Annotated in this window: 27 protein-coding genes; 13 read left to right on the forward strand and 14 right to left on the reverse strand. The window is 70.9% G+C overall.

The window, feature by feature from the left end; translation table 11 throughout:
- Positions 1-121 precede the first annotated feature (121 nt).
- The 3 genes from BDK92_RS00005 to BDK92_RS00015 all read right to left on the reverse strand — a co-directional run bounded on the left by BDK92_RS00005 (position 122) and on the right by BDK92_RS00015 (position 2,012).
- Entirely contained in the window at positions 122-559 is a 438-nt protein-coding gene (locus BDK92_RS00005; RefSeq protein WP_121153403.1) for a hypothetical protein, read from the reverse strand.
- Positions 560-565: 6 nt separating this feature from the next.
- Complete coding sequence (locus BDK92_RS00010) at positions 566-763, reverse strand: hypothetical protein (protein WP_246016680.1); 198 nt, start codon at positions 761-763, stop codon at positions 566-568.
- A 133-nt stretch (positions 764-896) separates the two neighbouring features.
- Positions 897-2,012 carry a geranylgeranyl reductase family protein gene (locus tag BDK92_RS00015; protein WP_121153407.1) on the reverse strand — a complete coding sequence of 372 codons (1,116 nt, stop codon included), beginning with the start codon at positions 2,010-2,012 and terminating at the stop codon, positions 897-899.
- Positions 2,013-2,452: 440 nt separating this feature from the next.
- Between BDK92_RS00015 and BDK92_RS00020 the strand changes: the two genes are divergently transcribed.
- From BDK92_RS00020 to BDK92_RS00055, 8 genes are all read left to right on the forward strand, one after another.
- Complete coding sequence (locus tag BDK92_RS00020; protein WP_121153409.1) at positions 2,453-4,327, forward strand: S8 family peptidase; 1,875 nt, start codon at positions 2,453-2,455, stop codon at positions 4,325-4,327.
- A gap of 215 nt (positions 4,328-4,542) precedes the next feature.
- The gene (locus BDK92_RS00025; protein WP_121153411.1) at positions 4,543-4,779 is read left to right on the forward strand and encodes a hypothetical protein; all 237 of its coding nucleotides are present in this window, start codon (positions 4,543-4,545) and stop codon (positions 4,777-4,779) included.
- A gap of 31 nt (positions 4,780-4,810) precedes the next feature.
- Positions 4,811-6,253, forward strand: coding sequence for an MFS transporter (locus BDK92_RS00030; RefSeq protein WP_281278611.1), 1,443 nt, complete (start codon positions 4,811-4,813; stop codon positions 6,251-6,253).
- A 132-nt stretch (positions 6,254-6,385) separates the two neighbouring features.
- Positions 6,386-6,586 (forward strand): hypothetical protein, encoded by a 201-nt coding sequence (locus BDK92_RS00035; RefSeq protein WP_121153413.1) that lies wholly within the window; start codon positions 6,386-6,388, stop codon positions 6,584-6,586.
- Between the two features lie 51 nt (positions 6,587-6,637).
- The gene (locus tag BDK92_RS00040; RefSeq protein WP_121153415.1) at positions 6,638-7,144 is read left to right on the forward strand and encodes an Asp23/Gls24 family envelope stress response protein; all 507 of its coding nucleotides are present in this window, start codon (positions 6,638-6,640) and stop codon (positions 7,142-7,144) included.
- Complete coding sequence (locus tag BDK92_RS00045; protein WP_211348966.1) at positions 7,141-7,527, forward strand: hypothetical protein; 387 nt, start codon at positions 7,141-7,143, stop codon at positions 7,525-7,527. The genes BDK92_RS00040 and BDK92_RS00045 overlap by 4 nt, the downstream gene beginning before the upstream one ends.
- Positions 7,528-7,531: 4 nt before the next feature.
- Positions 7,532-8,056: a DUF6286 domain-containing protein gene (locus tag BDK92_RS00050; RefSeq protein WP_121153416.1), complete on the forward strand. Its 525-nt coding sequence runs from the start codon at positions 7,532-7,534 to the stop codon at positions 8,054-8,056.
- Positions 8,053-8,655 carry a hypothetical protein gene (locus BDK92_RS00055; protein WP_121153418.1) on the forward strand — a complete coding sequence of 201 codons (603 nt, stop codon included), beginning with the start codon at positions 8,053-8,055 and terminating at the stop codon, positions 8,653-8,655. The genes BDK92_RS00050 and BDK92_RS00055 overlap by 4 nt, the downstream gene beginning before the upstream one ends.
- Before the next feature lie 51 nt (positions 8,656-8,706).
- Here BDK92_RS00055 and BDK92_RS00060 read toward each other — a convergent pair whose 3' ends face one another.
- From BDK92_RS00060 to BDK92_RS00095, 7 genes are all read right to left on the reverse strand, one after another.
- On the reverse strand, positions 8,707-9,390 hold the full coding sequence (locus tag BDK92_RS00060; protein WP_121153420.1) for a response regulator: 684 nt from the start codon (positions 9,388-9,390) through the stop codon (positions 8,707-8,709).
- A 49-nt stretch (positions 9,391-9,439) separates the two neighbouring features.
- Positions 9,440-11,983, reverse strand: coding sequence for a sensor histidine kinase (locus BDK92_RS00065; RefSeq protein WP_121161391.1), 2,544 nt, complete (start codon positions 11,981-11,983; stop codon positions 9,440-9,442).
- 46 nt (positions 11,984-12,029) lie between these two features.
- Complete coding sequence (locus BDK92_RS00070) at positions 12,030-12,911, reverse strand: potassium-transporting ATPase subunit C (RefSeq protein WP_121153422.1); 882 nt, start codon at positions 12,909-12,911, stop codon at positions 12,030-12,032.
- On the reverse strand, positions 12,911-15,106 hold the full coding sequence (kdpB, locus tag BDK92_RS00075) for a potassium-transporting ATPase subunit KdpB (RefSeq protein ID WP_121153424.1): 2,196 nt from the start codon (positions 15,104-15,106) through the stop codon (positions 12,911-12,913). The genes BDK92_RS00070 and kdpB overlap by 1 nt, the downstream gene beginning before the upstream one ends.
- A gap of 23 nt (positions 15,107-15,129) precedes the next feature.
- A complete protein-coding gene (kdpA, locus tag BDK92_RS00080; protein ID WP_121153426.1) occupies positions 15,130-16,785 on the reverse strand; it encodes a potassium-transporting ATPase subunit KdpA in 1,656 nt (551 codons plus the stop codon).
- Positions 16,786-16,875 (reverse strand): K(+)-transporting ATPase subunit F, encoded by a 90-nt coding sequence (kdpF, locus tag BDK92_RS00085; protein ID WP_121153428.1) that lies wholly within the window; start codon positions 16,873-16,875, stop codon positions 16,786-16,788.
- 367 nt (positions 16,876-17,242) lie between these two features.
- On the reverse strand, positions 17,243-17,935 hold the full coding sequence (locus BDK92_RS00095; protein ID WP_170208436.1) for a copper resistance CopC family protein: 693 nt from the start codon (positions 17,933-17,935) through the stop codon (positions 17,243-17,245).
- Between the two features lie 175 nt (positions 17,936-18,110).
- Between BDK92_RS00095 and BDK92_RS00100 the strand changes: the two genes are divergently transcribed.
- Positions 18,111-18,530 (forward strand): OsmC family protein, encoded by a 420-nt coding sequence (locus tag BDK92_RS00100; RefSeq protein ID WP_121153434.1) that lies wholly within the window; start codon positions 18,111-18,113, stop codon positions 18,528-18,530.
- Positions 18,531-18,573: 43 nt separating this feature from the next.
- On the opposite strand, the gene BDK92_RS00105 is transcribed toward BDK92_RS00100, so the two are convergent.
- Complete coding sequence (locus BDK92_RS00105; RefSeq protein WP_246016681.1) at positions 18,574-19,518, reverse strand: endonuclease/exonuclease/phosphatase family protein; 945 nt, start codon at positions 19,516-19,518, stop codon at positions 18,574-18,576.
- Between the two features lie 105 nt (positions 19,519-19,623).
- Here BDK92_RS00105 and BDK92_RS00110 point away from each other — a divergent pair, with 105 nt between their 5' ends.
- The 3 genes from BDK92_RS00110 to BDK92_RS00120 all read left to right on the forward strand — a co-directional run bounded on the left by BDK92_RS00110 (position 19,624) and on the right by BDK92_RS00120 (position 22,877).
- Positions 19,624-20,358, forward strand: a complete 735-nt coding sequence (locus BDK92_RS00110; RefSeq protein ID WP_121153438.1) for a Clp protease N-terminal domain-containing protein — start codon at positions 19,624-19,626, stop codon at positions 20,356-20,358.
- Positions 20,355-21,671: an MFS transporter gene (locus BDK92_RS00115; protein ID WP_121161393.1), complete on the forward strand. Its 1,317-nt coding sequence runs from the start codon at positions 20,355-20,357 to the stop codon at positions 21,669-21,671. The genes BDK92_RS00110 and BDK92_RS00115 overlap by 4 nt, the downstream gene beginning before the upstream one ends.
- Before the next feature lie 282 nt (positions 21,672-21,953).
- Positions 21,954-22,877, forward strand: a complete 924-nt coding sequence (locus BDK92_RS00120) for a hypothetical protein (protein ID WP_121153440.1) — start codon at positions 21,954-21,956, stop codon at positions 22,875-22,877.
- A 42-nt stretch (positions 22,878-22,919) separates the two neighbouring features.
- Here the strand turns inward: BDK92_RS00120 and BDK92_RS00125 are convergent, their stop codons facing one another.
- The 3 genes from BDK92_RS00125 to BDK92_RS00135 form a co-directional block, all read right to left on the reverse strand.
- Positions 22,920-23,480 carry an ATPase gene (locus tag BDK92_RS00125; protein ID WP_121153442.1) on the reverse strand — a complete coding sequence of 187 codons (561 nt, stop codon included), beginning with the start codon at positions 23,478-23,480 and terminating at the stop codon, positions 22,920-22,922.
- Positions 23,481-23,690: 210 nt separating this feature from the next.
- Positions 23,691-24,137, reverse strand: coding sequence for a response regulator (locus BDK92_RS00130; RefSeq protein ID WP_121153444.1), 447 nt, complete (start codon positions 24,135-24,137; stop codon positions 23,691-23,693).
- A 236-nt stretch (positions 24,138-24,373) separates the two neighbouring features.
- Positions 24,374-24,691, reverse strand: coding sequence for a hypothetical protein (locus BDK92_RS00135; RefSeq protein ID WP_121153446.1), 318 nt, complete (start codon positions 24,689-24,691; stop codon positions 24,374-24,376).
- 166 nt (positions 24,692-24,857) lie between these two features.
- On the opposite strand from BDK92_RS00135, the gene BDK92_RS00140 reads away from it, so the two are divergent.
- Positions 24,858-25,844 (forward strand): DUF2267 domain-containing protein, encoded by a 987-nt coding sequence (locus tag BDK92_RS00140; protein WP_121153448.1) that lies wholly within the window; start codon positions 24,858-24,860, stop codon positions 25,842-25,844.
- Positions 25,845-25,951 lie beyond the last annotated feature (107 nt).

Genomic DNA, 25,951 nt, shown 5'->3' on the forward strand with positions numbered 1-25,951 from the left:
TGGTCGTCAGCCCCCGGGTCCACCCGCCGACCCATCGTGGTCCGCGTTGGCGGGGACCACGGTTCTGCGGCGTCTGCACCCTGGAAATCCCCCGTGTCATGCGGCTGCCGAGACGCCCAGACTAGACAACGGCGGAACCGGTGCGGGTCGGGCCGCTTCGATGGCGGGACGCCAGTACGGCACCGATTGCCAAGGCGATCGCCAGCAGCGCGACCGCCGGGCCCGGGCCGGGCGTCGGCCACACCGCGGGTACGACGCCGGGAAACAGCGCGCTCCCGTCGTCGTACCGGAACGCCAGGGCCATCGCAGAACCGGCAGCGACGAATCCACTGGCCGCGCCGACCACGAGTGGTAGGACAGAGCGGCGGCCGGCCGGAACGAGGAGCGCCCAGGTGACACAACTGTGCAGCGCGAGCACGCTCGCCGCGTAGACCTGCCAGCCCGGGAACCGGGTCAGGGGGATGTCGAAGCTGCCGTACATTGCCCACGGCACGACGACGGAAAGTAGGCTGCCGGCGACACCGGTCGCCGCACCGAGCGGTACCAGGATCCTGGGCATGCGGCATCAGCCCCCGGCGTTGCGGAGCATCCACTCGTCCTCGCCGCCGGTGGGCTCCGGCCGGTCCGGACGGTGGTCCGTCTCGATCAGTGGTACGTGGTCCTCCGGCAACACCCGCGGGGGCAACTGCCCGAACCGCAGGTGACGCAGGTACGCCAGTTCCTCGTCCGAAAAGTGTTCGACGGATTCCTCACCTGTCGCCATGGCGGCCTCCTCGTTCCGCCCCATTGTCACCCGGTTTCACAAGGCGCGACCACCCCGTCACCAGGATGGAGGGCGCCGACCACAGGTTCGGGCTGTCGTCCTCGGCGGCGTTCGCAAGCGCCGATCCGGCCAGTCAGGAGCCGAGGAGGGCGAGTGCCGCGCGCACCGGTGTGCGGGTAAGGGTCCGTTGGAAGGACGCCTCGCCCTGGCAGAACCGGGCGAACATCCGCCAGCCCGGCGGGGTCGCGACCACCGTGTGGAAGACCCCCGGGTGGCGGGTGAACGCGCCGAGCAGGCGCCGCCCGGCCGCCATCGACGGGCCGAGCTGTTCGTGCACCGCCGTGACGTAACCGTCGAGGTCGCCGCTGGCGGCCGCGACGCCGGCGAGCGCACCGGAGCGGAGCGCGAAGCTGATCCCCTCGCGGGTCCACGGTTCGAGCAGACCGGCGGCGTCACCGGCGACCAGCACCCGGCCCCGCCGCAGCGGCGAACCGTCGGTACGGCAACGGGTCAGGTGACCCGAGTCGTGGATCGGGTCGATCCCGGCGAGGCCGAGCCGGTCGACGAAGTCCCGCAGGTAGCGTCGGGTCGCCTCGGGCTGACCGCGCTCGGCGATGACACCGACGGTGAGCACGTCACCCTTCGGGAAGACCCAGGCGTACGAGCCCGGGATCGGTCCCCAGTCGAGCAGCAGCCGGCCCCGCCACCGCTCCTGCAACGCGGACGGGACCGGCAGTTCCAACTCCAGCCCGAGGTCGACCTGGTCGTACTCGACGCCCACGTGGCGGGCGGTGATGCCGGAGGATCCGTCGGCGCCGACGACCACGCCGGCGGTCACCTCCGTGCCGTCGGCGAGCCGGATGCGTACACCGTCCGGGTCCTGTTCGATGGCGCGTACGGTGACCCGCTCGCGGATCTCCGCGCCCGCGTCGGCGGCGGCCCGGCGCAGCCGGTCGTCGAACTCGGGGCGGCGCACCATCAGCACCAGCGGCGCCCCGTGGTCACGGCTGAACCCACGCCGACCGTCGTGAGTGAAGGTCACGCTCCGCACCTGGTCGTCGGCGGGGACCTCGATCCGCCCGTCGAGGGCGGCGAGCGAGGTGCCGATGAGGCCACCGCCGCAGGTCTTGTAACGGGGGTGTTCGGCCCGCTCCAGTACCAGGGTGCGGGCACCGGCCCGGGCGGCGGCGTAGGCGGCGGAGAGTCCGGCCGGCCCGGCGCCGACGACGGCGACGTCACATGCGGTCACGGGAGCAGCCTAGAGGAACACCCTCTGTGGAGGACGGTCGTGCTGACCGTGACGCCGGGATGCCACCTCCGGGAACCCGACAGAGGCACATATTTGTTTCACCGTGATTGCCAGTGGCCTATGTTTGCACCGATCCACGTTTCGGATCCTGCGCCCGTTGTGTCGCGGAATGCATTTACCGACACTCAAACGTGAACCATTTCCCGGCTCCACTCAGGTTCACTCAAGGGCAACCGACAGCCGTCCTGGCCTCGTCAGGCATGCCGACCACTCCGCCATCGACCAAAGCGGAACAGCACAGAATACGCGACCCGGCGACCAAATCATACATCTCTACATTTCAATAGATTGCCCCTAGCATTTCCCCCAATCAGTTACCCGGAACCATCGATCGGTGGATCACAAGCCCACCGGCCGACCATCGAAGGGGAGCACAAGGGATGACACACACAGGGTCACCCGGGCGCCGCTGGCGCATCGGAGCAGCCGTCACCGCCGTGGCGACGGCCGCGGTCGCGTTCGCCAGCCCGGTCGCCGCCGCACCCGCCGAGGGACAGATCCTGCGGGCCGGTGGCGCCACCGCGGTCGCCGGCTCGTACGTCGTGGTGTTCAAGGACGCCTCGGTGGCCCAGTCCAAGGTCACCGACAACGCGAGGAGCCTGGCCAAACGGCACGGTGGCAGCGTCGCCCGTACCTACCAGCACGCGCTGCGCGGCTTCGAGGTACGGCTCTCCGAATCCGCCGCCAAGCGACTCGCCGCCGACCCGTCGGTGAAGTACGTCCAGCAGAACCACACCGTCCACATGGCGGCGACCCAGACCCCGACCCCCTCCTGGGGCCTGGACCGCATCGACCAGCGCAATCTACCGCTGAACAACTCCTACACCTACCCGAACAACGGCGCGGGAGTCCGGGCGTACATCATCGACACCGGCATCCGGTTCGCCCACAGCGACTTCGGCGGACGGGCGGTCACCGGCTTCGACGCGGTCGACGGCGGTAGTGCCGACGACGGCAACGGGCACGGCACACACGTCGCCGGCACGGTCGGCGGCACCGCCTACGGGGTCGCCAAGGGCGTCACCCTGGTCGGCGTACGGGTGCTGGACAACGGCGGCAGCGGCTCGTACGCGGGCGTCATCGCCGGCATCGACTGGGTCACCGGCGACCACGACCCGGGTGAGCGGGCGGTCGCCAACATGAGCCTCGGCGGCCCCTTCGACCAGGGCGTCAACGACGCCGTCACCCGGTCGATCGCCGACGGCGTGGTGTACGGCATCGCGGCCGGCAACGAGTACAGCTCCAACGCCTGCAACGTCTCGCCGGCCAGCACCCCGAACGCGATCACGGTCGGCGCGACCGAGTCGAACGACGCCCGTGCGACGTACTCCAACATCGGCACCTGCCTGGACATCTTCGCCCCCGGCAGCGGCATCACCTCGGCCTGGTACACCAGCAACACCGCGACCAACACCATCAGCGGCACCTCGATGGCCACCCCGCACGTGGTCGGCGCCGCCGCCCTGGTGCTGTCGGCCAGCCCCGCCTACACACCGCAGCAGGTACGGGACAAGCTGGTCAACGACGCCACCAACGGTGTGGTGACCAACCCGGGTGCGGGTTCCCCGAACAAGCTGCTCTACATCGGAAACGTGGTCCCGCCGACCCAGGACTTCTCGATCGCGGTGGCCCCGGCCGCCGGTACGGTCAACCCGGGCCAGTCGGCGACCGCCACGGTCAGCACCACCACCACCGTCGGCAGCCCGCAGTCGGTGGCGCTGAGCGCGAGCGGCCTGCCCGCCGGGGCGACCGCCAGCTTCAGCCCGGCCACGGTCACGTCGGGCGGCTCCTCCGCGCTGACCATCAGCACCACCACCGCCACCCCGCCCGGCACCTACCCGGTCACCATCACCGGAACAGGACCGGTCACCACCCAGGCGACCACGTACTCGCTGACCGTGAACGGGGCGCCGGGCTGCACCCAGACCAACGGCAACGACCTCACCATCCCGGACAACAGCACGGTGGAAAGCTCGATCACCATCTCCGGCTGTGCCCGTAACGGCCGGACCAACGCCACCGTGGCGGTCAACATCGTGCACACCTACAAGGGCGACCTCGTCGTCAGCCTCGTCGCGCCGGACGGCAGCGCCTACGTGCTGCACAACCGCGCCGGTGGCAGCACCGACAACATCAACCAGACCTTCACCGTGAACCTCTCGAGCGAACCCGCCAACGGCACCTGGAAGCTCCGGGTGCAGGACGCGGCCACCCTCGACACCGGTTACCTGAACAGCTGGACCCTCGCCGTCTGACGGCACGATCCGTCGTACCTTCCGCACCGGAGCCCCGGCACCCCGCCGGGGCTCCGGCCCGTCCGCAGGCATGGGAGCGGGCCCGGGAAAGCCGCCGACGGCAAGGACGGCAAACCTCTCATGTACGCCCCGCCGGTCGGGAATCATCGGCTTGTGGCCGGGTATTTGCCCGGCTGTGAGGTGCCCGACAGTGTGGTCGAGCGGAGGAGCTTCCCATGCGACAAGTACAGCTATCGGACCTTGAGGAACGCGTGTACGCCGCAGTCACCGCGCTCGAGGCGAAGGGGCAGGTCCCCTACCCGGGGGCGATCGCCGACGAGTCCGGGCTCGCCGAGGAGCAGTTGACCGCGCCGCTGCACAACCTGTCGGCGAAGAACCTGCTGCACCGCGAGGACTCACCGTTGGCCGGTCTCGACTTCGGCCCGCGGTGGTGCGCACATCAAGCCGCCTAGCGGCCAGGGCACCCGGAAGGACCCGCCCGGGGTGAACCGACAGCGCAACCTGGCGCTGGCGGTGGGCCTGATCGCGGCGTTCATGACCCTGCTGGACGTGAGCATCGTCAACGTCGCGGTGCCGTCGATCGAACGGGCGCTCAAGGCGTCCCCGAACGAACTGCAGTGGGTGCTCTCCGGGTACGCGCTGACCTTCGGCCTGGTCCTCGTCGCGGCGGGCCGGTTCGGCGACATCCATGGCCGCCGCAACGTGTTCATCGCCGGCCTCGCCCTCTTCACGGTGACCAGCGCCGCTGCCGGGCTGGCCACCTCACCGGAGTGGCTGATCGCCGCGCGACTGCTCCAGGGCGCCGCGGCGGGGATCGTCAACCCGCAGGTCGTCGGCATGATCGAGCAGATGTTCCAGGGTTCGGAGCGGGGACGGCCGTTCGGCCTGCTCGGCTCGGTCATCGGCATCTCCACCGCGATCGGCCCGCTGTTGGGTGGTCTGCTGATCGCACTGGTCGGGAGCCACGAGGGCTGGCGTCTGGTCTTCTTCGTCAACGTGCCGGTCGGCATCGCCGCGATCATCTTCGGCCGGCGGGTGCTGCCCGTACAACGCCCGGGGCCGCGACAGAGCCTCGACCCGGTCGCGATGCTGCTGCTCGGGATCGGTGTCACCCTGTTGCTGCTGCCGCTGATCGAGGAGCGGCAGTGGCAGGGTTGGCTCAAGTGGCTGCTGATCCCGGCGGCGGCACTGGTGCTCACGGGATTCGTCCACTGGGAGCGGCGCTACCGCCGACGCGGCGAGCCGCTGTTCGACCTGGCGCTCTTCCAGCGCCGGTCATACAGCCTGGGCAGCCTGATCGCCCTGCTCTACTTCGCCGGCTTCACCGCGCTCTTCTTCATCTTCACCCTGTTCCTGCAGAACGGCCTCCACTACAGCGCGCTGGCCGCCGGCATCTCGGTGACGCCGTTCGCGGTCGGTTCCGCGCTCTCCGCCATCCTCGGCGGCCGGATCGTCAACCGGTTCGGCCGGCCACTCGTCGCGATCGGCCTGGTCCTGGTCGCGATCGCGCTGGTCGGCATCATGGTGGCCCTGCACTTCGTGCCGGGCCGGGGCGCCCCGTACGCGACCGCCGCACCGCTGCTGCTCGCCGGGATCGGGAGCGGACTGGTGATCACACCGAACCAGACCCTGACCCTCGCCGAGGTGCCGGTGGAGCGGGGCGGGGCGGCGGCCGGGATGTTGCAGACCGGACAACGGATCGGCTCGGCCGCCGGGATCGCCGGTGTTGGCACGGTCTTCTTCTCCGCGCTCGCCGCGACCCACAACGGGTGGTCGAGGGCATTCCGGGACGCCCTGCTCATCGCGCTCGGCTTCGTCCTGATCGCGTTCATCGCCGCGCTGGCGGACATCTTCGTCGGACGGCGGGGCCGGGGCCGCGAACGGGACGCACACGCCCACGGCAAGCCGTCCGAGCAGGGCGGATGACGAACAAACCCGTAGCGGGAACGAAAGGTTGTGACCTGGCTCACCCAAATGCCGTGGCGGGCGGGGTTCGGATCCGCCCCACCGGTGTATGCAACCGGCGATCCGTGCGTCCGCCACCGGGGAGGTAACCAAATGTCCCGCCAGCAGTTCGGCTTCGTGATCGGCTTTCTCATCGCGGCGGTGTGGGCCGTCGCCGGCTTCGGTGCGGCGGCGGGCGCGGTCCTCGCCGGCCTGGTCGGCTGGCTCGCGGTCCGGGTGATCGACGGCGACCTCTCGGTGGCCGGTCTCGCCGACCGGGCCAGCGCGAACCGGCGCCGCTCGCCAACCTCATGACCCTCGCCGACGTCAAGGCACCGGACCAGGAACGAGTTCAGGAGGCGGCAGATGGCTGACACCGACACCCGGACCGATGGCCGGGAAAAGCTCAGGTCCCCGAGCCAGCTTGTCCCCGGCGGCGGACAACCGGCGCGGGCCCAACTCGTCACCGACGTGGGAAAAACCCTGATCGCCGAGGGTGTGGTCGCGAAGATCTCCGGTTTCGCCGCGAAGGAGATTCCCGGGGTGCACTCCATGGGCACCGGCGTGGCCCGCCGCGTCGGCCAGCTACGCAACCTCGTACCGGGTGGTTCCGAGGCGTCGACCCAGGGGGTGTCGGTGGAGGTCGGCGAGCGGGAGGCCGCCGTGGACCTGGACATCGTCACCTGGTACGGCCAGAGCATCGTCGACATCTCCGACGCGGTACGCCGCAACGTGATCGACCGGGTGCAGTCGATGACCGGCCTCAGGGTGATCGAGGTGAACATCAACGTCGACGATGTCTTCGTGGCCGGGGAACAGAACAGTGGCATGAGCGGCTCCGGCGGCAACAACCCGGGCATGCGGTCACGATGACCGCGCAGAAGTCACAGGCCGCCGGTAAGGCACCCGCCGGCGAGAAGTCCCCGCCGGCCGAGCCGGAGCACCGCAGCGACCGGGTCGCACTGGCCACGGCGGTACGCGACGCCGTACTCGCGGTCGACGGGGTGCGTGAGCTGACCACCGGCGGCCCGGTCGAGGTGGCCACCCAGTTCGCCGGTGGCAAGGTCTCCGGCATCCGACTGGGTGACGAGGTCGAGGTGCACGTCATGGTCGACGCGGTGCCGATCGGGCCGCTCGGTGAACGGGTCCAGGCTGCCGTACGGGCGGTGCTGGCCGGGGCTGGTGTGGATCGGCCGGTGGAGGTCGTGGTCGACGACATCGACCTGGCGGCATTGGCCGCGCAACCCCGGAGGTGAACCCATGCGGGTGGTCAACCGACTGGCGTCGCTGCTGCTGGCCGTCATCCTGCTCGGCGGTGGCCTGCTGCTCGCCGCCGAGGCCGCGGCGGTGGCGCTCGACCTGCCGTCGCTGCTGATCGACCGGGCGGGTTGGTTCAACACGCTGACCAGCACCACCGTGGGCGATCCGGTGATCTTCGCGATCGCGATCGCGGTGGGTGTGGTCGGCCTGCTGATCCTGCTCACCCAGTTGCGTCCGTGGACCCCACAACGGCTCGAGGTGCCGCTCGCCGACGGCTGGCACCTGCACCGCCGGTCGGTCGAGAAACGGCTGGCCGGTGCGGCCGACCGGGTCCCGGGTGTCCGGGACGCGCGAGCCCGGGTACGCCGGCACGGCAACTCCTGGTCGTCGCGAATCCGGGCGATCGGCGACCCGGCGACCCGACCCCAGGTGGAGCGGGCGATCCGGCAGGAACTCGACCGGCTGGCCGCACCGCCGGCCGCCCGCCTCGACATCCAGTTGGCGCGGCAACGGAGGACCACATGAGCCATGCTGGCAACCGCATCCTCTGGACCGTGGTCGGTCTACTGCTCACCGCGCTCGGCGCGGCCGGCGCGGTGGCGAACCTGGGCCACCTGCCCGGCATCGACGAACGGGCGCCGTTGGTCTGGACCGGGTTGCGCGGCCTGTACCGGGACATCTCGCCGTGGGGGCCGATCGTCACCATCGCCCTGGGGCTGATCCTCGCCTTCCTCGGCGGGCTCCTGCTACGCGGACAGCTCCGCCCGGCATCCCATCCCGGAATGGACGCGTACGACCTGAACAGCGTCACCGGGAAGCGGGCGGAACCCGACGACACCGGGCCGGGGATCACGATCGTGCAGGGCTCCGCCCTCGCGGACGGGCTGGAACGGGACCTGACCCGGGACCCGCAGATCCGTCGGGCCTCGGTCTGGCTGACCGGCGACCCGCCCACCCCGGAGGTCCGGATCAAGCTCTATGTCAGCCCGCAGGCCCCGCTCGGCGCCCTGCGTGAGTACGTGCAGTCGGCGGTGGACCGGTTCGCCGCCACCTCCGGCCTGCACCCACGTCACCTGGACATCACCGCCCGGGTGGACAGCGGCAGCGCGGCCCGGGTGCACTGAGCCGAACCCGGCCCGGATGCGCTGGGCCGGGCACGGTCGCGGGGCCCGGCACTACTCGGGCTGGAACCGGTAGCCCATCCCCGGTTCGGTGAGCAGGTGACGCGGGCGCGCCGGGTCGTCCTCGAGCTTGCGTCGCAACTGGGCCATGTACTGGCGCAGGTAGTTCGTCTCGGACTGGTACTGCGGTCCCCAGACGTCATGCAGCAACTGGCGCTGGCTGACCAAGCGGCCGGGGTTGCGAATCAGGATCTCCAACAGGTGCCATTCGGTCGGGGTGAGGCGTACCTCCCGCCCGTCGTCGGCACGGACCGTCCGGGCGGCCATGTCGACGGTGTACCGGCCGACCCGCACCGCCGCTACCGTCTCCCCCGCCCCGGCGGTGCGCCGGGTCACCGCCCGTACCCTGGCCAGCAGTTCGTCGACGCCGAACGGCTTGGTGACATAGTCGTCCGCCCCCGCGTCGAGGGCGAGCACCTTGTCCTGGCTGCCGGCCCGCCCGGAGAGCACGATGATCGGTACGTTGGTCCAGCCGCGCAGCCCACGGATCACCTCCACCCCGTCCATGTCCGGCAGGCCCAGGTCGAGTACGACCAGGTCCGGATGCTGACTGGCGGCCAACCGCAGCGCGTCCGCCCCGTCGGCGGCGACCGCCACCTCGTAGCGCCGGGCCCGCAGGTTGATCCGGAGCGCGCGCAGGATCTGCGGCTCGTCGTCGACGACCAGGACCCGGGTCACGACGGACCACCGGGGCGACGTACGACGGGTCGGCCGCCCGCTGGCTCGGTCATTCGTGTTCTCCTTCGGCCGCCGGCAGGCTGAGCACCATCGTCAGCCCTCCGCCTGGGGTGTCCTCGGGGACAAGTGTGCCGCCCATCGCCTCGGCGAGCCCCCGGGACAGGGCAAGCCCGAGGCCGACACCGTTGTGGTTGTCCCGATCACCGGTCCGCTGGAACGGCATGAACGCCTGCTCCCACTGCTCCTTCGGCAGCCCGGGGCCGTAGTCGGCGACGCGGAGCTCGACCAGCCCGCCGTGCTCGCTGGCCGAGATCGAGGGCGGCCGGTCGGGCGGGCTGAACCGCAACGCGTTGGCGACCAGGTTGACCAGTACCCGCTCCAGCAACCCCGGGTCGGCCGAGACCGCTCGCAGGTGCGCGGGAAGGCTGACCTGAACCTGCCGGGCCGGCTCGCCCATCTCGTCGAGCACCGGTGGGACCGCGTCCTCCAACCCGATCGGGGTCAGCGACAGCCCGAGCACGCCGGCCTGGAGCCGGCTCATGTCCAGCAGGTTCGCCACCAGCCGGGTCAACCGGTCGAGCGACTCTTCCGCGGTGGCGAGCAACTCCTCCCGGTCGGACTCGTCGAACTCGACCTCGTGGCTGCGCAGGCTGGTCACCGCCGCCTTCGCCGAGGCCAACGGCGTACGCAGGTCATGGCTGACCGCGGCGAGCAGCGCCGTACGCATCCGGTCGGCCTCGGCCAGCGGCCGGGCCGTCGCCGCCTCCTCGGCGAGGCGGTCCTGCCGCAGGGCGAGCGCGGCCTGTGCGGCGAACGCCTCCACCACCCGCCGGTCGGCGGCGTCGAGCACCCGGCCGCAGAGCACCAGCGAGAGGTCCTCCGCCGCGCGCACCTCGACGTCCCCGCCGGACGGGGTGAGGCAGGGCGTCGAACCGACGGTGGCGACCACCCGCCAGGCCCGGGGGTCGCGCTGCCGGTCCGGTCCGGACGCCGTCTCCGGGGCGCGTTCGAGCAGGGTGACCGAGGTGAGGCCGAAGGTCTCCTGGAGCCGTTCCAGGAGCGCGGTCAACGGCCGGGCGCCTCGCAGCACGCTGCCGGCGACCACGGCGAGCGTCTGGGCGTCCGCGCTGGCCCGGGCCGCCTCCCGGGTACGCCGCGCGGCCAGGTCAACCACCGCGCTGACCGCTGCGGCGACCAGGAGGAACACCACCAGTGCGAGCAGGTTCTCCCGTTGCGAGATGGTGAACGCGTGCAGCGGTGGGGTGAAGAAGTAGTTGATCACAAGTGAGGCGGCCACCGCCGCCAGCAGGGCCGGCCAGAGGCCGCCGACCAGCGCCACCGCGATCACCATGCCGAGGAAGAGCAGGATGTCGCTGGCCAGGGAAAGATCGTTGGCGAGCAGCCGGAGCAGCACCGTCAGCACCGGGATGCCGATCGCGGCCAACCCGAAGCCGGTCAGTCGCCGCCGCCGGGAGAGCGCGCTGGTGACCGAGGGTGGGCGACGGCCGTGACCGATCTGCTCGTGGGTCACCAGGTGTACGTCGATCGACCCGGAGAGCGCCACCGTGGTCACCCCGACGCCACGGGAGAAGATCTGCGCCAGCCGACCGCGCCGGCTCGCGCCGAGCACGACCTGGCTGGCGTTCACCCCACGGGCGAAGTCGAGCAGCGCGGTGGCGATGTCGGCGCCCACCACCTGGTGGTAGGTGCCGCCGAGGCTCTCCACCAGTACCCGTTGTTTGGCGAGTTGGGTGGGGTCGACGCCGGTCAGGCCGTCGCTGCGGCTGACGTGTACGGCGAGCAGTTCGGCGCCCTTGGGCGTACGGGCCGCGACCCGGGCGGCGCGGCGGATCAGGGTCTCGCCCTCCGGGCCACCGGTGAGCGCCACCACCACCCGCTCACGCGCCTCCCAGGTGGCGCCGATGTCGTGCTCGCTGCGGTAGCGGTCGAGCTGGTCGTCGACCTTGTCCGCGAGCCAGAGCAGCGCCAGCTCGCGCAGCGCGGTCAGGTTGCCGACCCGGAAGTAGTTGCCGAGCGCCGCGTCGATCTTGTCGGCGCGGTAGATGTTGCCGTGCGCCATCCGCCGGCGCAGGGCCTCCGGGGTCATGTCGACCAGCTCGACCTGCTCGGCCCGGCGCACCACGTCGTCCGGGAGGGTCTCCCGCTGAGTGATGCCGGTGATCTGCTCGACGACGTCGTTGAGCGACTCCAGGTGCTGGATGTTGACCGTGGAGAGCACGTCGATTCCGGCGTCGAGCAGTTCCTGTACGTCCTGCCAGCGCTTCTCGTTACGTGAGCCGGGCACGTTGGTGTGGGCGAGTTCGTCCACCACCGCGATCTCCGGCCGGCGGGCGAGCACCGCGTCGACGTCCATCTCGGTGAACTCGACACCCCGGTAGGTCATCGTCCGCCGGGGCACGATCTCCAGGTCACCGAGCATCGCCGCGGTGTGCTTGCGGCCGTGGGTCTCGGCGAATCCGACCACCACGTCGGTGCCCCGCTCGGCGCGGCGGTGCGCCTCCTCCAACATCGCGTACGTCTTGCCCACGCCGGGGGCGGCCCCGAGATGGATGCGCAGTTGTCCACGTGCCACCAGTCGATCCTGCCGCATCTGTGTTCGGAGCCACCCCGGGACGGGGTCAGCTGTTGCTGGGGAACTGTCGGTCCAGGGCGAGGTTGAGCTCGAGTACGTTCACCGCCGGCTCGCCCATGAAGCCCAGGGCCCGCTCGGTGGTGTACTTGTCGATCAGCCCCCGTACGGTGCCGACGTCGGTACCGCGCTCCCGCGCGATCCGCGGCGCCTGCAGCCGGGCGTACGCCTGGCTGATGTCCGGGTCGAGCCCGCTGGCGCTGGCGGTGACGGCGTCGGCCGGCACCGCCGGGTCGGCCGGCGCGGTGCCACGGATCGGGGTGACGATCCCGCCGCTGTAGTCCGCGTCGATCTGCGCGCACTCCACGGTCACCCCCTCGTAGGTGGTGACGAACGGGGTCGCCGGGCAGGCCTCGTTGACGCTGACCGCCCGGGTGACCGGACCGGTCAGGCCGTCCCGGTGGAAGACCACCAGCACCGCGCCGACCCCGTCGGGGGTGCAGAACGGCCGGGCGCCGCTCACCCCTTCGAGTTCGCCGATCGCCTTGCTCCGCTCGCAGACCTGGGTCAGCAGGCTCTGCGAGGCGTCGTCCGGGTTGGCGGCGAGGGTGTCCACGACGCTCTCCGGGCCAAGGTTGCTGGCGCTGGTGGAGGTCGGGTCGTAGCCGTCACCGGCGGCCGACGGGCGGCTCTGGAAGTAGCGCGTCACCGGGTTGCCGTCGGCGTCGGTGAAGAGCTGCCCGATCAGCCGGCTGCCGACCGTTTTGCCGTCGGCGGTCTGCACCAGGGAGCCCTCGGCCCGGCTGTGCAGTCCGGGAATCTGCGCGACCGCGACCATGGCGAGTGGATAGGCGAGGCCGAGCAGGGCGGTGAAGACCAGCACCGCGCGGAACGCGGCCAGATGCTGGGCGATCCAGGAAGGTAGACGCATCACGAAATCCCCGGGATGAACTGGATGATGAGATCAATGATCTTGATACCGATGAACGGGGCCACGATCCCACCGAGCCCGTACAACCAGAGGTTGCGGGCGAGCAGTGCGGAGGCGCTGCTCGGCCGGTACCGCACGCCCCGCAGGGCCAGCGGTACCAGGGCGATGATGACGATCGCGTTGAAGATGACCGCGGAGAGGATCGCCGAGGTCGGGCTGGACAACCGCATGATGTTGAGGGTGTCCAGGGCCGGGTAGATCCCGGCGAACATGGCCGGAATGATCGCGAAGTACTTCGCGATGTCGTTGGCGATGGAGAACGTGGTCAACGCGCCGCGGGTGATCAGCAACTGCTTGCCGATCTCCACGATCTCGATCAGCTTCGTCGGGTCCGAGTCGAGGTCGACCATGTTGCCGGCCTCCTTCGCGGCCGACGTACCGGTGTTCATCGCCACGCCGACGTCCGCCTGGGCCAGGGCCGGGGCGTCGTTGGTGCCGTCACCGGTCATCGCGACCAGCCGGCCACCCTCCTGCTCCCGCTTGATCAGCGCGAGCTTGTCCTCCGGCGTCGCCTCGGCCAGGAAGTCGTCCACCCCGGCCTCGTCCGCGATCGCCTTCGCCGTACGCGGGTTGTCGCCGGTGATCATCACGGTGCGGATGCCCATCCGACGCATCTCGTCGAAGCGCTCCCGCATACCGCTCTTGACCACGTCCTTGAGGTGGATCACCCCGAGGGCACGGGCGGGCTGGCCGTCGACGCGTTCGGCCACCACCAGCGGGGTTCCACCGCTGCCGCTGATCCCGTCGACGATGTCGCCGACCTGCTCGGTCGGGTGACCACCGTTTTCGCGTACCCATTTCATGACCGCCGCGGCGGCGCCCTTGCGGATCTGCCGGACGCCGTCGGCACCGCCCTCGGCGCCGAGGTCGACGCCGCTCATCCGGGTCTGCGCGGTGAACGGCACGAAGGTGGCGTGCGGCACCACCCCGGCCTCCCGCTCGCGCAGGCCGTACTCGTTCTTCGCCAGGATGACCACCGAGCGCCCCTCCGGCGTCTCGTCGGCCAGGCTGGACAGCTGCGCGGCGTCCGCGACCTCCGCCGACGACACCCCCTCGACCGGCAGGAACTCGGACGCCTGCCGGTTGCCCAGGGTGATGGTGCCGGTCTTGTCCAGCAGCAGGGTGTCCACGTCACCGGCCGCCTCGACGGCACGACCGCTCATCGCCAGCACGTTGCGCTGGACCAGACGGTCCATGCCGGCGATACCGATCGCGGAGAGCAGGGCGCCGATCGTGGTCGGGATGAGGCAGACCAGCAGCGACACCAGGACGATGCCGGTGACCCCGTTGCCGTCGACCGCCGCGGTGTCCGGTGCCGCGCCCTGGAACGCCTTGGAGAAGATCGCCAACGGCTGGAGCGTGACCACCGAGAGCAGGAAGATGATGGTCAGCGCGGAGAGCAGGATGTTGAGCGCGATCTCGTTCGGCGTCTTCTGCCGGTTCGCACCCTCGACCAGGGCGATCATCCGGTCGATGAAGCTCTCCCCCGGCTTCTGGGTGATCTTCACGATGATCCGGTCGGAGAGCACCTTGGTGCCACCGGTGACCGCGCTGCGGTCACCCCCGGACTCCCGGATCACCGGCGCGGACTCGCCGGTGATGGCCGACTCGTCGACGCTCGCGATCCCCTCGACCACATCGCCGTCACCCGGGATGATCTGGCCGGCGTCAACCAGCACGATGTCACCCAGGCGCAGTTCGGTGGCGGCAACCGCCTCCTCCTTGAACCGGCTGGCCGGCGTGTTCGGCGACCAGCCGACCAACCGGGTGGCGACGGTGTCCTTCTTCGCCTGCCGCAGCGTGGCGGCCTGTGCCTTGCCCCGCCCCTCCGCGACCGCCTCGGCCACGTTGGCGAAGAGCACCGTCAGCCAGAGCCAGACCGTGATGAGCCAGGCGAAGACGGTCGGATCGGCGATCGCCAGCACCGTGGTGAACAGGGCGCCGACCTCGACGATCAGCATTACCGGGTTGCGCCACAGGGTGCCCGGGTTCAGCTTGCGAACGGCGTCCGGCAGGGAACGGAGCATCTGCTTCGGGTCCAGCAGGCCGCCGCCGATCCGACTGCTCGGATCGCCGGACCCGCCCGACGGGGGGCGCCCACCCGACGAGGCGGGGGCCAGCGGAGTGGTAGTCATGTTCTCTTTCCTCAGCATGTCTGTCACAGGCCCTCGGCCAGCGGGCCGAGGGCGAGCGCGGGCAGGAACGTCAGCGCCACGAGAATCACCGTCACGCCGACGACCATGCCGACGAAGAGCGGGCGGTGGGTCGGCAGCGTGCCCTCGGAAGCGGGCACGGGTTTCTGCCGGGCGAGCGACCCGGCCAGGCCGAGCACGAAGATGATCGGCAGGAAGCGACCGAACAGCATCGCCAGCCCCAGCGTCGTGTCCCACCAGCCGGTGTTGACGGTGATACCGCCGAACGCCGACCCGTTGTTGTTCGCCGCCGAGGTGAACGCGTAGAGCACCTCGGAGAGGCCGTGTGGACCGACGTTGAGCGCGGTGGCGTTGTTGCCCGTACCGAACGCGAGCGCCGTACCCGCCAGCACCAGGGTCGGTGTGATCAGGAAGTAGAGCGAGGCGAACTTGATCTCCCGGGCGCCGATCTTCTTACCCAGGTACTCCGGGGTCCGGCCGACCATCAGGCCGGCGACGAAGACCGTGATCACAGCGAGGATCAGCAGGCCGTAGAGACCGGCACCGACACCACCGGGAGCGACCTCGCCGAGCATCATGTTGAACATCGGCATCATGCCGCCGAGTGCCGTGTACGAGTCGTGGAACGAGTTCACCGCACCGGTCGAGGTGAGCGTGGTCGCGGCGCCGAAGGTGGCCGAGTTCGGGATGCCGAACCGGACGTCCTTGCCCTCCATCGCCGCACCGATCGCCTGCGGCACCGTGCCGTCACCGGCCAACTCGAATGCGTTGGTCAGCGCGATGCTGGCGATGGCCAGGATCGCCATCACCGCGACGATCGCGTAGCCCTGCCGGTTCTGCCCGACCAGACGACCGAAGACCCGGGGCAGGCTGAACGGGATCACGAAGATCAGGAACAGCTGGAGCCAGTTGGTCCAGGTGGTCGGGTTCTCGAACGGGTGCGCGCTGTTGGTGTTGTAGAAGCCGCCGCCGTTGGTGCCGAGTTCCTTGATCACCTCTTGGCTGGCCACCGGACCACCGGTGAGCGTCTGGGTGCCGCCGGTCAGCGTGGTGACGTCGGTGCCGCCGTGCAGGTTCTGCACCATGCCGGCCGCGATGAAGACGACCGTTCCGACCACCGCGATAGGGAGCAGGATCCGCAGCGTGATCCGGGTCAGGTCGACCCAGAAGTTGCCCAGCTTGTCGGTCCGGCTACGGGCGAAGCCACGTACCAACGCGACCGCCACCGCGATGCCGACCGAGGCGGAGACGAAGTTCTGCACCGCCAGGCCGGCCATCTGCACCAGGTGCCCCATGGTCGACTCACCGGAGTACGCCTGCCAGTTGGTGTTGGTGACGAACGAGACGGCGGTGTTCCAGGCGACATGGTTCGTCACCGGGTCGAGGCCGAGTGAGAGCCAGAGCTTGTCCTGCAGGCGCAGGAACGCGTACAGGAAGAGGATCGAGACCGCCGAGAAGGCGAGCACGCTGCGCGCGTACACGCCCCAGGACTGCTCGGCCCGCTTGTCCGCGCCGATCAGCCGGTAGATGCCGCGCTCGACCCGTGAGTGCCGGGTGCCGGCAACCACGTTGTACATGTAGTCGCCGAACGGGCGGTAGGCCGCGACCAGTGCGGCGGCGAGCACGACGATGAAGATCACGCCCGCGGTTGTCGTACTCATCTAGAAACGCTCCGGGAACAGGAGGGCTACCACCAGGAAGACAGCCAGCGCGGCCGACAGGATCAGACCGACGAGGTTGACAGCGTTCACAGCCGCTCCACCGCCCGGACCACCAGGGCAAGGGCCGCGAACAGTCCCACTGTCAGCAGCACGAACACGACGTCGATCACCGAACGTCTCCTCTATCGCGGGTTCATCGCGGCCATGAGTGACCGCACCGAACCATGGAAACGCGCCGGGCCCCGGGGGGTGCCGGGTCATGACGACCCCGCTACGCCACGCCGGTCCTTCTTGACGTTCCCTTGACGGTCACGCCGCTTTGACGGGGGAACAGGCGAATTGGCGGTGATGTCGTGGCGTCAGAACCAGTCAAACGCAAAGGCATATCCGACAAGCCAGGAATGCCCTGGTAACGGCCCACATGGGGCCCTTCGCTCTGCGGATGTCGCCGCAGGGGTCAGGCGGTGCCGCGACCGGTCCGCGTCCGGAGGACCAGCACCACGCTGCCGACGGCCGCCACGCCGAGCAGGACCAGGATGACCACCAGGAGCCCGGACATCCCGCCACCGTCCCGGGCCGCGCGGGCCGGCGGCGCGGACGTACCGGCGGCCGGGGAGGTCGCCCCCGGGGCGGGGACGGCGCTGGCGGAGGCGCCCGCCACGGCGGGTGTGGTGGCGGGCCCGGCCGACGGAGCGGGCGGGGCGACGGGCGGCGCCGCACCGGTGGATGCGGGCGCCGGACCAGCCTGGCTGACCGTGAAGTCGAAACTGCCGACAGCGGGCGCGCCGGTCACCGGGGACATCTCGTAGCGGACCGTGTACCGCCCGGCGGCGCCGGGCCGGACCGGCTGACGGACTCCGACGCCCCTGATGTTCGGTGGCGAGGAGACCACGTCCGTCCCCTCCGGCCCGATCACGGTGACCTTCACCGAGGCCGGGGACTCGTCGAAGACCAGCGTGATCAGCTCGGGTAGCCGGTCGACGGTCTGGTTCGCGCCCGGGGTGCTCTCCCGCAGGGTCGCCAACGCCGCCTGCGCTCGCGCCGACGTCACCGGTGCCGCCTGCGCCTGCGCCCCGGCGACCGGCGACAGGACCGCCGCGAACACGGCCACGGCGAGGGTGGCGACAACACGACCCACGGTGCTACGCATGCGCCACACCATAGCCATCCGCCGATGCCGGGGCCAGGGCGGCGGGCCGGGCGGATCGACGAGCACCGACGCGCGGGCCCCGAGGGACCGCCGGTCGCCGGTCGACCCGGCCGACGACCGGTGTTTCACGACTGGTCGGCCGGGTAGCCCGCCCAGGAGCGACAGGGGGTACGCGATGCCGGAATCGTGGGTCCGCGAGGCGACGGCGACCGCAGCGGGCGGGCAGCTGCGTACCAGCGACGGGGAACTTTCGACGACCTTGGCCTCTCCGCTCGCGCCGCACTGCAACGGGCTGAGCCCGGAGCAGCTGCTGGCCGCCGCGTTCGCCGCCTGCCTGCACCACGCGGCGGTCGAGGCGGCGACGACGATCACCGACGAGGCCCACACGGTGCAGGTACGGGCGGAGGCGCGACTCGGCCGCGATCCCGACGGGTGCTACCACGCCGACGTACGGGCGAGCATCGCCGCGGTGGGGCTGACCCGCCAGCAGTTGGCCAGGCTGGCGGACTCCGCCGACCGACTCTGGCCCTTCTCCGGCAACGGCGGTGGCCGGCACACGCTCACCGTGACTCCGGCGAACGGCAGCGACCGCTGACCGGCACCCGACCGAACCGCGTATCGGGACGGTCGGGGTTGCGTCACCGGAAGCCGGCGGTGACCGCTCGGTGGTCACTGGCGGGGGTACGGACCACCCCCGCGGACGCCGCGGTGAGGCCCCGGTAGAGCACGTGATCGGGACGGGTGACCGGCATCGCCGCCGGCCACGTGAAGCCCAACCCCCGTCCGGCGTCCGCCTGCGCGTCGGCGAGCAGGTCGGTCAGCGGGGTGATCGCCCGGTCGGTGCTGGCGGTGTTGAAGTCACCGAGCACGATCAACCGTTCGGCGGACTCCCGACGCAGGGTCGCGGCGAGCATGCCGACCGTACGGTCCCGGGTGGCGGTGTCGCCGGCCCGAGCCGAGCCGAGGTGCACGACGTACACCACCACGTCGCCCTGCGGGGTCTCCACCACCGCGCGTAGCGCCCGGTTCCAGCCCAGCCCGGTGTCGACGCCGACGTGCTCCCGCATCGGGAAGCGGCTCCAGAGAGCGATCGTGGACTCGGTCGCCTGGTACGGATACCGGTCCCGGAGCGCGGCCGATCCCCGGATGTCGTCGCCCACCTCCTGGAGCCCGATCAGATCGGGCTCGGTGGTGGCGAGCGCGCTCACCGTGGCGGCCGGGTCCGGATTGCCGACCCGGAGGTTCTGACTGGCCACCCGGAGCGCGACCGTGCCACCGCCACCGGTGGGGAGCCAGGCCGTGCCGAACAGGCCGGCCCAGACCAGCGTCGGCAGCAGCACGGCGAGCAGTGCCAGCCGTGACCGGCGTAGCAGGGCGGCGAGGGCCAGCACCGGGATGCCGAGGCCGAGGAACGGGGCGCCGCTGTCGATCATGCTGCCCAGTCCGGCGACGTTGGGGATCAGTCGGTGTCCGGCGATCACGGCGGCCAGCACCACGGCGGCGACCGCGACGACCAGACCACGACGACCGCGCGACGGCTGCGCCGGTCCCGGATCGACAGGGTTGGTTTCGCTCGCGGTCACTGTCCGTATCGTATCGCCGGTCGGGTGCCGAGTATTCCGGTACCCGCCCCCAAATGCGTCAACCATTGGTTGATTATCGCGGCATCGTCAACCTATGGTTGACCTATGGCCGGACCACCTGCCCGACTGGACGAACTGATCGCGTACGTCGTCGGCCGCCAACCTGACGGACCCGCTCTGGAACGCCTCTCGGACGCCAACCTGGTCGGCGAATACCTCGGCGACGTGGCCGATCACCTTGTCGACCACTTCGTCGAGCTGGCACGTCAGGACGGGGCCTCCTGGGCCGAGATCGGCCGACGCCTCGGGGTGAGCAAGCAGGCCGCGCAGAAGCGGTTCGTCGCGAAGCGGGCGGAGGCCGCCGACCTGCTACCTCCCGGCGTTCTCGCCCGGTTCACCGACCGGGCCAGGAACGTGATGGAGCGGGCGGAGGAGGAGGCACTGCGGGCCGGACACGACGAGGTCAACGGCGGACACCTGCTGCTCGGCCTGATGCACGAACCGGACGGTCTGGCCGTACGGGCGTTGGTAGGGCTGGGCGCGCCGACGGAGACCGTACGGGCCGCCACCCGGGCCACCCTCGACCCGCCCGGGGCGCCACGGCCCGGACCACTCACCCTCTCCCCCGGCGCCCAGCGGGTACGCGACCTCACCTTCCAGGAGGCGCTGCGCCTGGGGCACAACTACGTCGGCACCGAACATCTGCTGCTCGGGCTGCTCCGTCGACCAACGGAGCCCGGCGCGCGGGTGCTGGTCGCACTGGGCGTCACCCGCGAGGCGGTGGAGTCGTGGGTGGTGGAGGCGTACACCCGGGCCGGGCCGGAGGGGTCAACCGGATGACGAGCACGCTGGCCGGACCGGAGCGACCGCTCTCGCGCGACCGTGACTTCCTCATCTTCTGGCTGGTGCAGACCCTCTCCGTGGGCGGGGCCTCGTTCTCGTACGTCGCCATCCCGCTGCTGGTGCTCGACTCGACCGGCTCGGTCAGCCAGATGGGCCTGCTCACCGGCGTCTCCGGCGCGGCCGGCATCGTCGCCGGGATCTTCGCCGGTGGGCTCGTCGACCGGGTCGACCGGCGCCGGTTGCTGATCTGGTGTGACGCCGTACGCGCGCCGCTCTACGCCCTGGTGCCGCTGGTCTGGTGGGGTGGCCCGCAGCTCTGGCTGCTGTACGTGATCATGCCCCTGGGCAGCGCTGTGGCCATGGTCTTCCAGGTCGGGTACGTGAGCGCGGTGCCGAGTCTGGTGCCGGCGGCCCGGATCACCCAGGCGAACGGACGCCTCTTCGCCAGCTACGCCTCGGCCGGCGTGGTGGGCCCGATGCTCGCCGGCGGCCTCTCCGCCCTGCTCGGGCCGGCCGCCGCGATCGGGGTGGACGCGGCCACCTTCGCCGCCTCCGCGCTCGGCCTGTGCCTGGTCCGTCTCCGCCGGCCCGGCCCCGCGCCAGCGGCACATCCCGCCGGTGGGGGGCGGGACGATCCGGTCGGCTCGGCACGGGCGGACGCGGGCGGTGACCGTTCCACAGTCGGGCGGCGACCCGTCACCGGCGATCTGCTGGTCGGCGCGAGGTTCCTCTGGCGGCAGCCGGTACTGCGGGCACTGACCGGCCGGTTGGCGCTGCTCACGTTCCTGACCTTCGGCCTGACCGACCTGTACGTCTACCACCTCAAGCAGGGCCTCGGGCGGTCCGACGCGACCGTCGGTTACGTACTCGCCGTCGCCGCGCTCGGCACCGTCGCGGCCGCGCTCCTGGTCGCCCCGGCCCGTCGCCGGCTCGGCTTCGGTGTCTGCTGGATCGGCTCGTACGCGTTCGCCGGTACGGGTGTCGTGCTGCTCGCCGGCACCGCTGACGCCCGTACGGTGGCGGCGCTCGCCGCCGTGGTGGTGTTCGGTACGAGCCTGGCGGGCATCTGCTCGCTCTCGCTGCGCCAGGAGATCACCCCGGACCCGCTGCTCGGTCGGGTCACCTCGGCGTTCTGGACCGTTCACACCGCGCCCGGCCCGCTGGGCGCTGCGCTGTTCACGGCGGCGGCCGGGCACTGGGGTACGGCCCGGATCTTTCTCCTCATCGGCGTCGGTTGCCTGCTGGTCGCGGGAAGCGCCGTGGCCACTCCGATCGGTCGTTCGAGGATACGGCTCCCGCGCCAGGCATGATCCGTCGATTCGTCCGACCGAGCCCCCGTAGCCGGCCTGAACGGGTGCGCTGAGCTCATCCGATCATCCGATCCCCACGCCTGGGGCTGATGGCTCCCGGGCACGGGGAACGCTGCGTGCAGTGTGCCGAGAATGACGGACATGACCGGCATTCCCGTCATGAGGCGATGCCACCCGGCCGCCCTGGGCTGCCGCCCGATGACCGGCTGACCAGGCAAAACTGTGGCGGACGCCACGGCTGCGGTCGACCCACGACCCGCTGGCATTACCTAGCCTCGGCGAGTGCATCCCAACGACGAGACGAAGCCTGAGCCGGTCACCAACCCCGTACCTATCCGTTCGGCTGAGCCCCCTACGGATGATCGGTCAACTGGCCGGCACCGGTCCCCGAGCGGACGCGGACGACTCCTCCGCCCACCGTCGGGACGCGCAATACGTCGCCGGGCACGCAAATCCAGGATCCGCACCCTGGTCTCCTCGACCCCGGTCCGGCTGACTCTGGTCACCGGACTCACCTGCTGCCTCGGCTTCGTCGCGTTCACCGAATCGCGTGCGGCGACCACCCAGGCCCCTCCCCTGCACGCCACCCTGGCCGACACCGGCGCGCTCTCCGAGCGTCTCGCCGCCGCCCAGGAGCAGGCCGCCTCCCGGAACAGCCCGCGCGCACCGATCCCGACCACCCCGGCGACACCGACGCCGACGCCGAGCGTCTCGGCGTCGGTGAAGGCGACCACCAAGCCCACCCCGCGCAAGCCGGCCAAGCCGCTGAAACCGAAGCCGGTCGCCGGGCTCGACCAGGCGCAGATGGACAACGCCGCGGCCATCGTCAAAGTCGGGGTCCGACTCGGCATTCCGCAACGTGGGCTGATCGTCGCCATCGCCACCGCGATGCAGGAGAGCAACCTCTACAACCTGGCCAATCCCGCGCTTCCGGATTCGCTGGAACTGCCCAACCAGGGCGTGGGCTACGACTTCGACTCGGTCGGGCTGTTCCAGCAGCGGACCAGCAGCGGCTGGGGCACGGTCACCGACCTGATGCGCCCGGCATACGCCGCGGAGGCGTTCTTCCAGGCACTGCTGCAGATTCCCGGCTGGCAACAGATGAGCATCAGCGGGGCCGCCCAGGCCGTCCAGGTCTCCGCGTTCCCCGACGCGTACGCCCAGCACGAGGATCGGGCCACCACCATCGTGAACGCGCTCGTCTGAGGCCCACCCGCTCGGTCGACCCGGCCCTGTGCTGGACCCGCCTCAGACCTGGGCCCGGTCCATGCTCTCCGCCGGGGCGGACTGCGGGCGACTGTCGACAGGGTGCTCGTCCTCGGTCGACCTGGTCGCCGGCACAGCCGTACCGGTCGACGCGTTGACCGCATCGTCCGGCGGCGCGCTCACCACGGTCACGTCGCGCAGGATGTGGTCGACCTGCTCCTCACGCAGCCGTCGGGCGTGCAGGGCGGCCTCGAAATCGCGCCGGGCCTGCACCGCCTCGGCGTAGACCTGGTCCCGCAGTTGCCGGGCCTCCTCCTGCGCCGCGGTCAGCTCGCCCCGGGCCCGGGCCAGCAACTGCGCCGCCTCCTGCTCCGCGACCGCCAACAACTCGCGCATCCGGTCCGGACCCCGGTGCCCTACCGAGCCGCCGCTGAGCAGGCCGTGCAGCCGGGCCGCTTCCTGCCGTACGCGGATCAGCTCGTCGCCGGGTGCGGACGCCACGTCGGCCGGCCTCGCCAAGGCGGCCAACCGCTCACTCAGGTCCGCCAGGCAAGAGTCAACCTGATCCCGGTCATAACCCATCTTCGCGATGGTGAAGTCCATGCTTTGCCCCCCAGGCAGCGTGTCTTCCTTCCCATCTGATCCTCGCCAGCCCGCTGGCCCATCGGGGCAGAATCGCAAAATTATTCATCATTCGAGCGGCGCTGCCGGCAAGACGCCATCACCGCTCCGACAGCCCCGGCAAACTGCCACAATGTCACGGCCCAGGGCCGGTCCGGCCGTTTCCGGGGCACCCGCCCCGGCCGGACGCGCCTAGCGCCGCCGGGGCAGCACCGCGACCCGACCGAAGAACTGGTCGATCCGGCGTACCGCGCTGTTGAAGTCGTCCAGGTCGATCGGCTTGGAGACATAGGCGTTCGCCTGGAGGGTGTAGCTGCCGATGATGTCGGTGTCCGCGTTCGACGTGGTCAGCACCACGACCGGGATCGTCCGCAGGTCCTCGTCGCTCTTGACCGCGCTGAGCACCTGGCGCCCGTCCATCCTCGGCATGTTCAGATCCAGCAGGATCACGTCCGGGCGGAGCGCGGCCGAATGCCGTCCCTCCCGACGGAGGAACTCCATCGCCTCCTGCCCATCGCTGACGACGTCGATGGCCTTCTGCACGTCCGAGTCGCCGAGGGCCTCTTCGATCATCAGCACGTCGCCGGGATCGTCGTCGACCACAAGGATCCGGACCGGAGCGGCGGTGTGGACGCCCATGCGTACCTGCCTAAGGGGTTGGCGGGGAGGGGAACCGGGGCGGCGGTGCCGCCGACCCACAGGCACAACGGACGATTGCCCTGCCGCCAGGGTACGCGCCGAGTGTCGAAACGACCTCGTCCCCGCGTCGGTTTCCACTTTGCCCAGCTGATCGCGGCGTGCCGGTCCACCCCGGTAGTAGTGAAACATCGGGCGGCCGGTTCCGGGAGTCCCGGAACCGGCCGCCCGACAAGCTGTCAGCTCGACGCGGTGGGCTGTAGCAACTCGGCCGGAACCCCACTGCCGGACGTGCTCCGCGCCTGGTCCGCGTCGTCTGGCTCACCGGTGTCCGGTGGCTGGAACAGATAGCGGACGAAGTCGACACCGGGTTCGTTGTCGTCCGCGCCCGGCCACTGCCCCACCGAGTCGACACCGATCACCTCTCGGCCCGCCTCGTCCACGTCCTCCACCAGCGCCCAGACGGTGACCGGGTAGGAACGCGTGACATCTGGAGCCACCTGCCAACGCGAATACCATCCGGGACGGGCGGGGACGATCTCGATGATCCGCCTCATGACGACCTTCCTTCCGCGAGCATTCGGAAGTCTGACGGTCCAGCTCGATCATGTGCAGCCTCCGGGTGAGGCACCCTCACCCGACCCGAATGACCCACGCCCCGACGTACGGCGACCCGGCGGGCTGAGCCGTTTCGGTCGTCCGCCCGACGGGAAGGCGCAGGGCATGAGCGGAAAGCAGATGGAGGGCGACAACCAGCGACGCCGCGCACTCGCCCGACAGGCGCGTCAGCGCGGGCAGCGGCCGAGCGGCGCCGGCGCCACGCTCGGCTCATCCAAGCAGCTCGAGAGCCTGGAACAGGCCCGCCGGGACGGGCCACCGGAGGCGGGTCCCCGCAAGCCGGCCGCCGACCGGGCCGGGCTGGAACCAGCTTCGGTGCCGTCGCCGGCACCAGCCGTGTGGCCGCTGCCGGATCCGAAACACGGTGAGGACGGGAGTGCCACGAACGTCGCCGTGATCCAGTACCGCGACCTGGTGAGCGACGTCGGCCGCCGCGCTGGCGTCGACTTCGACCAGGCCCGCGCCGCCGCCGAGGCAACCGTACTGGCGCTCGCGGAGGCGCTGGACGACGCCGGCCGGGAGCGGTTACTGGACGCGGTGCCGAATGAGCTGCACAACGGCGCGTCCGGCACCGCCGCCCGCCGCCGCGATCTCGGCGGTTTCCTCGAGGAGGTCGCCCGACTCAGCCAACGGACGCCGGAGCAGGCGCGTTACCAGGCGCAGGCCACCTTGAGCGCACTCGCTGACCGGGACCGCGACCTGGTCGACTCGCTCGATCTGCCCATCGACCTGCAGGATCTGCTCGGCCCACCGCCGGCCGGCGGTGGGGTGGTCGGTCCGCGCGGGCAGACCGCTCCACTGACCGACGACGAACTCCGGGCCGCCCTCGCCGACCTGCCCTACTGGTCGGGCGACCGGAGGTCGCTGCGCCGGACCATCGAACTGCCGCCGGAGAACCTGGACCGGGTGCTGGGCCTGCTGGCAGCGCTACGACCGGCGAACGGCCGAGGTCCACGCATCGGTCGGGAGAGCCCCAGCACGGCGGTGATCAGCGTACGCACCACCCGGGTCGACGCGGTGACCGCGCTCGACATCGACCTCGCCCGGCAGGTCGACGACGCGATCGACGAGGCCGGAGCCGGCCTGAGCTGAGCCGACGCGATCGACGAAGCCGGAGCCGGCCTCAGTGGAGCCGACCACCACCGGCCTGAGTGTAAGTCGGCCGACCCCCGGTCGGCGGGCCCGGGAAACGGGCCACC

Origin of the sequence: Micromonospora pisi (genome assembly GCF_003633685.1) — a bacterium.
GTDB lineage: Bacteria > Actinomycetota > Actinomycetes > Mycobacteriales > Micromonosporaceae > Micromonospora_G > Micromonospora_G pisi.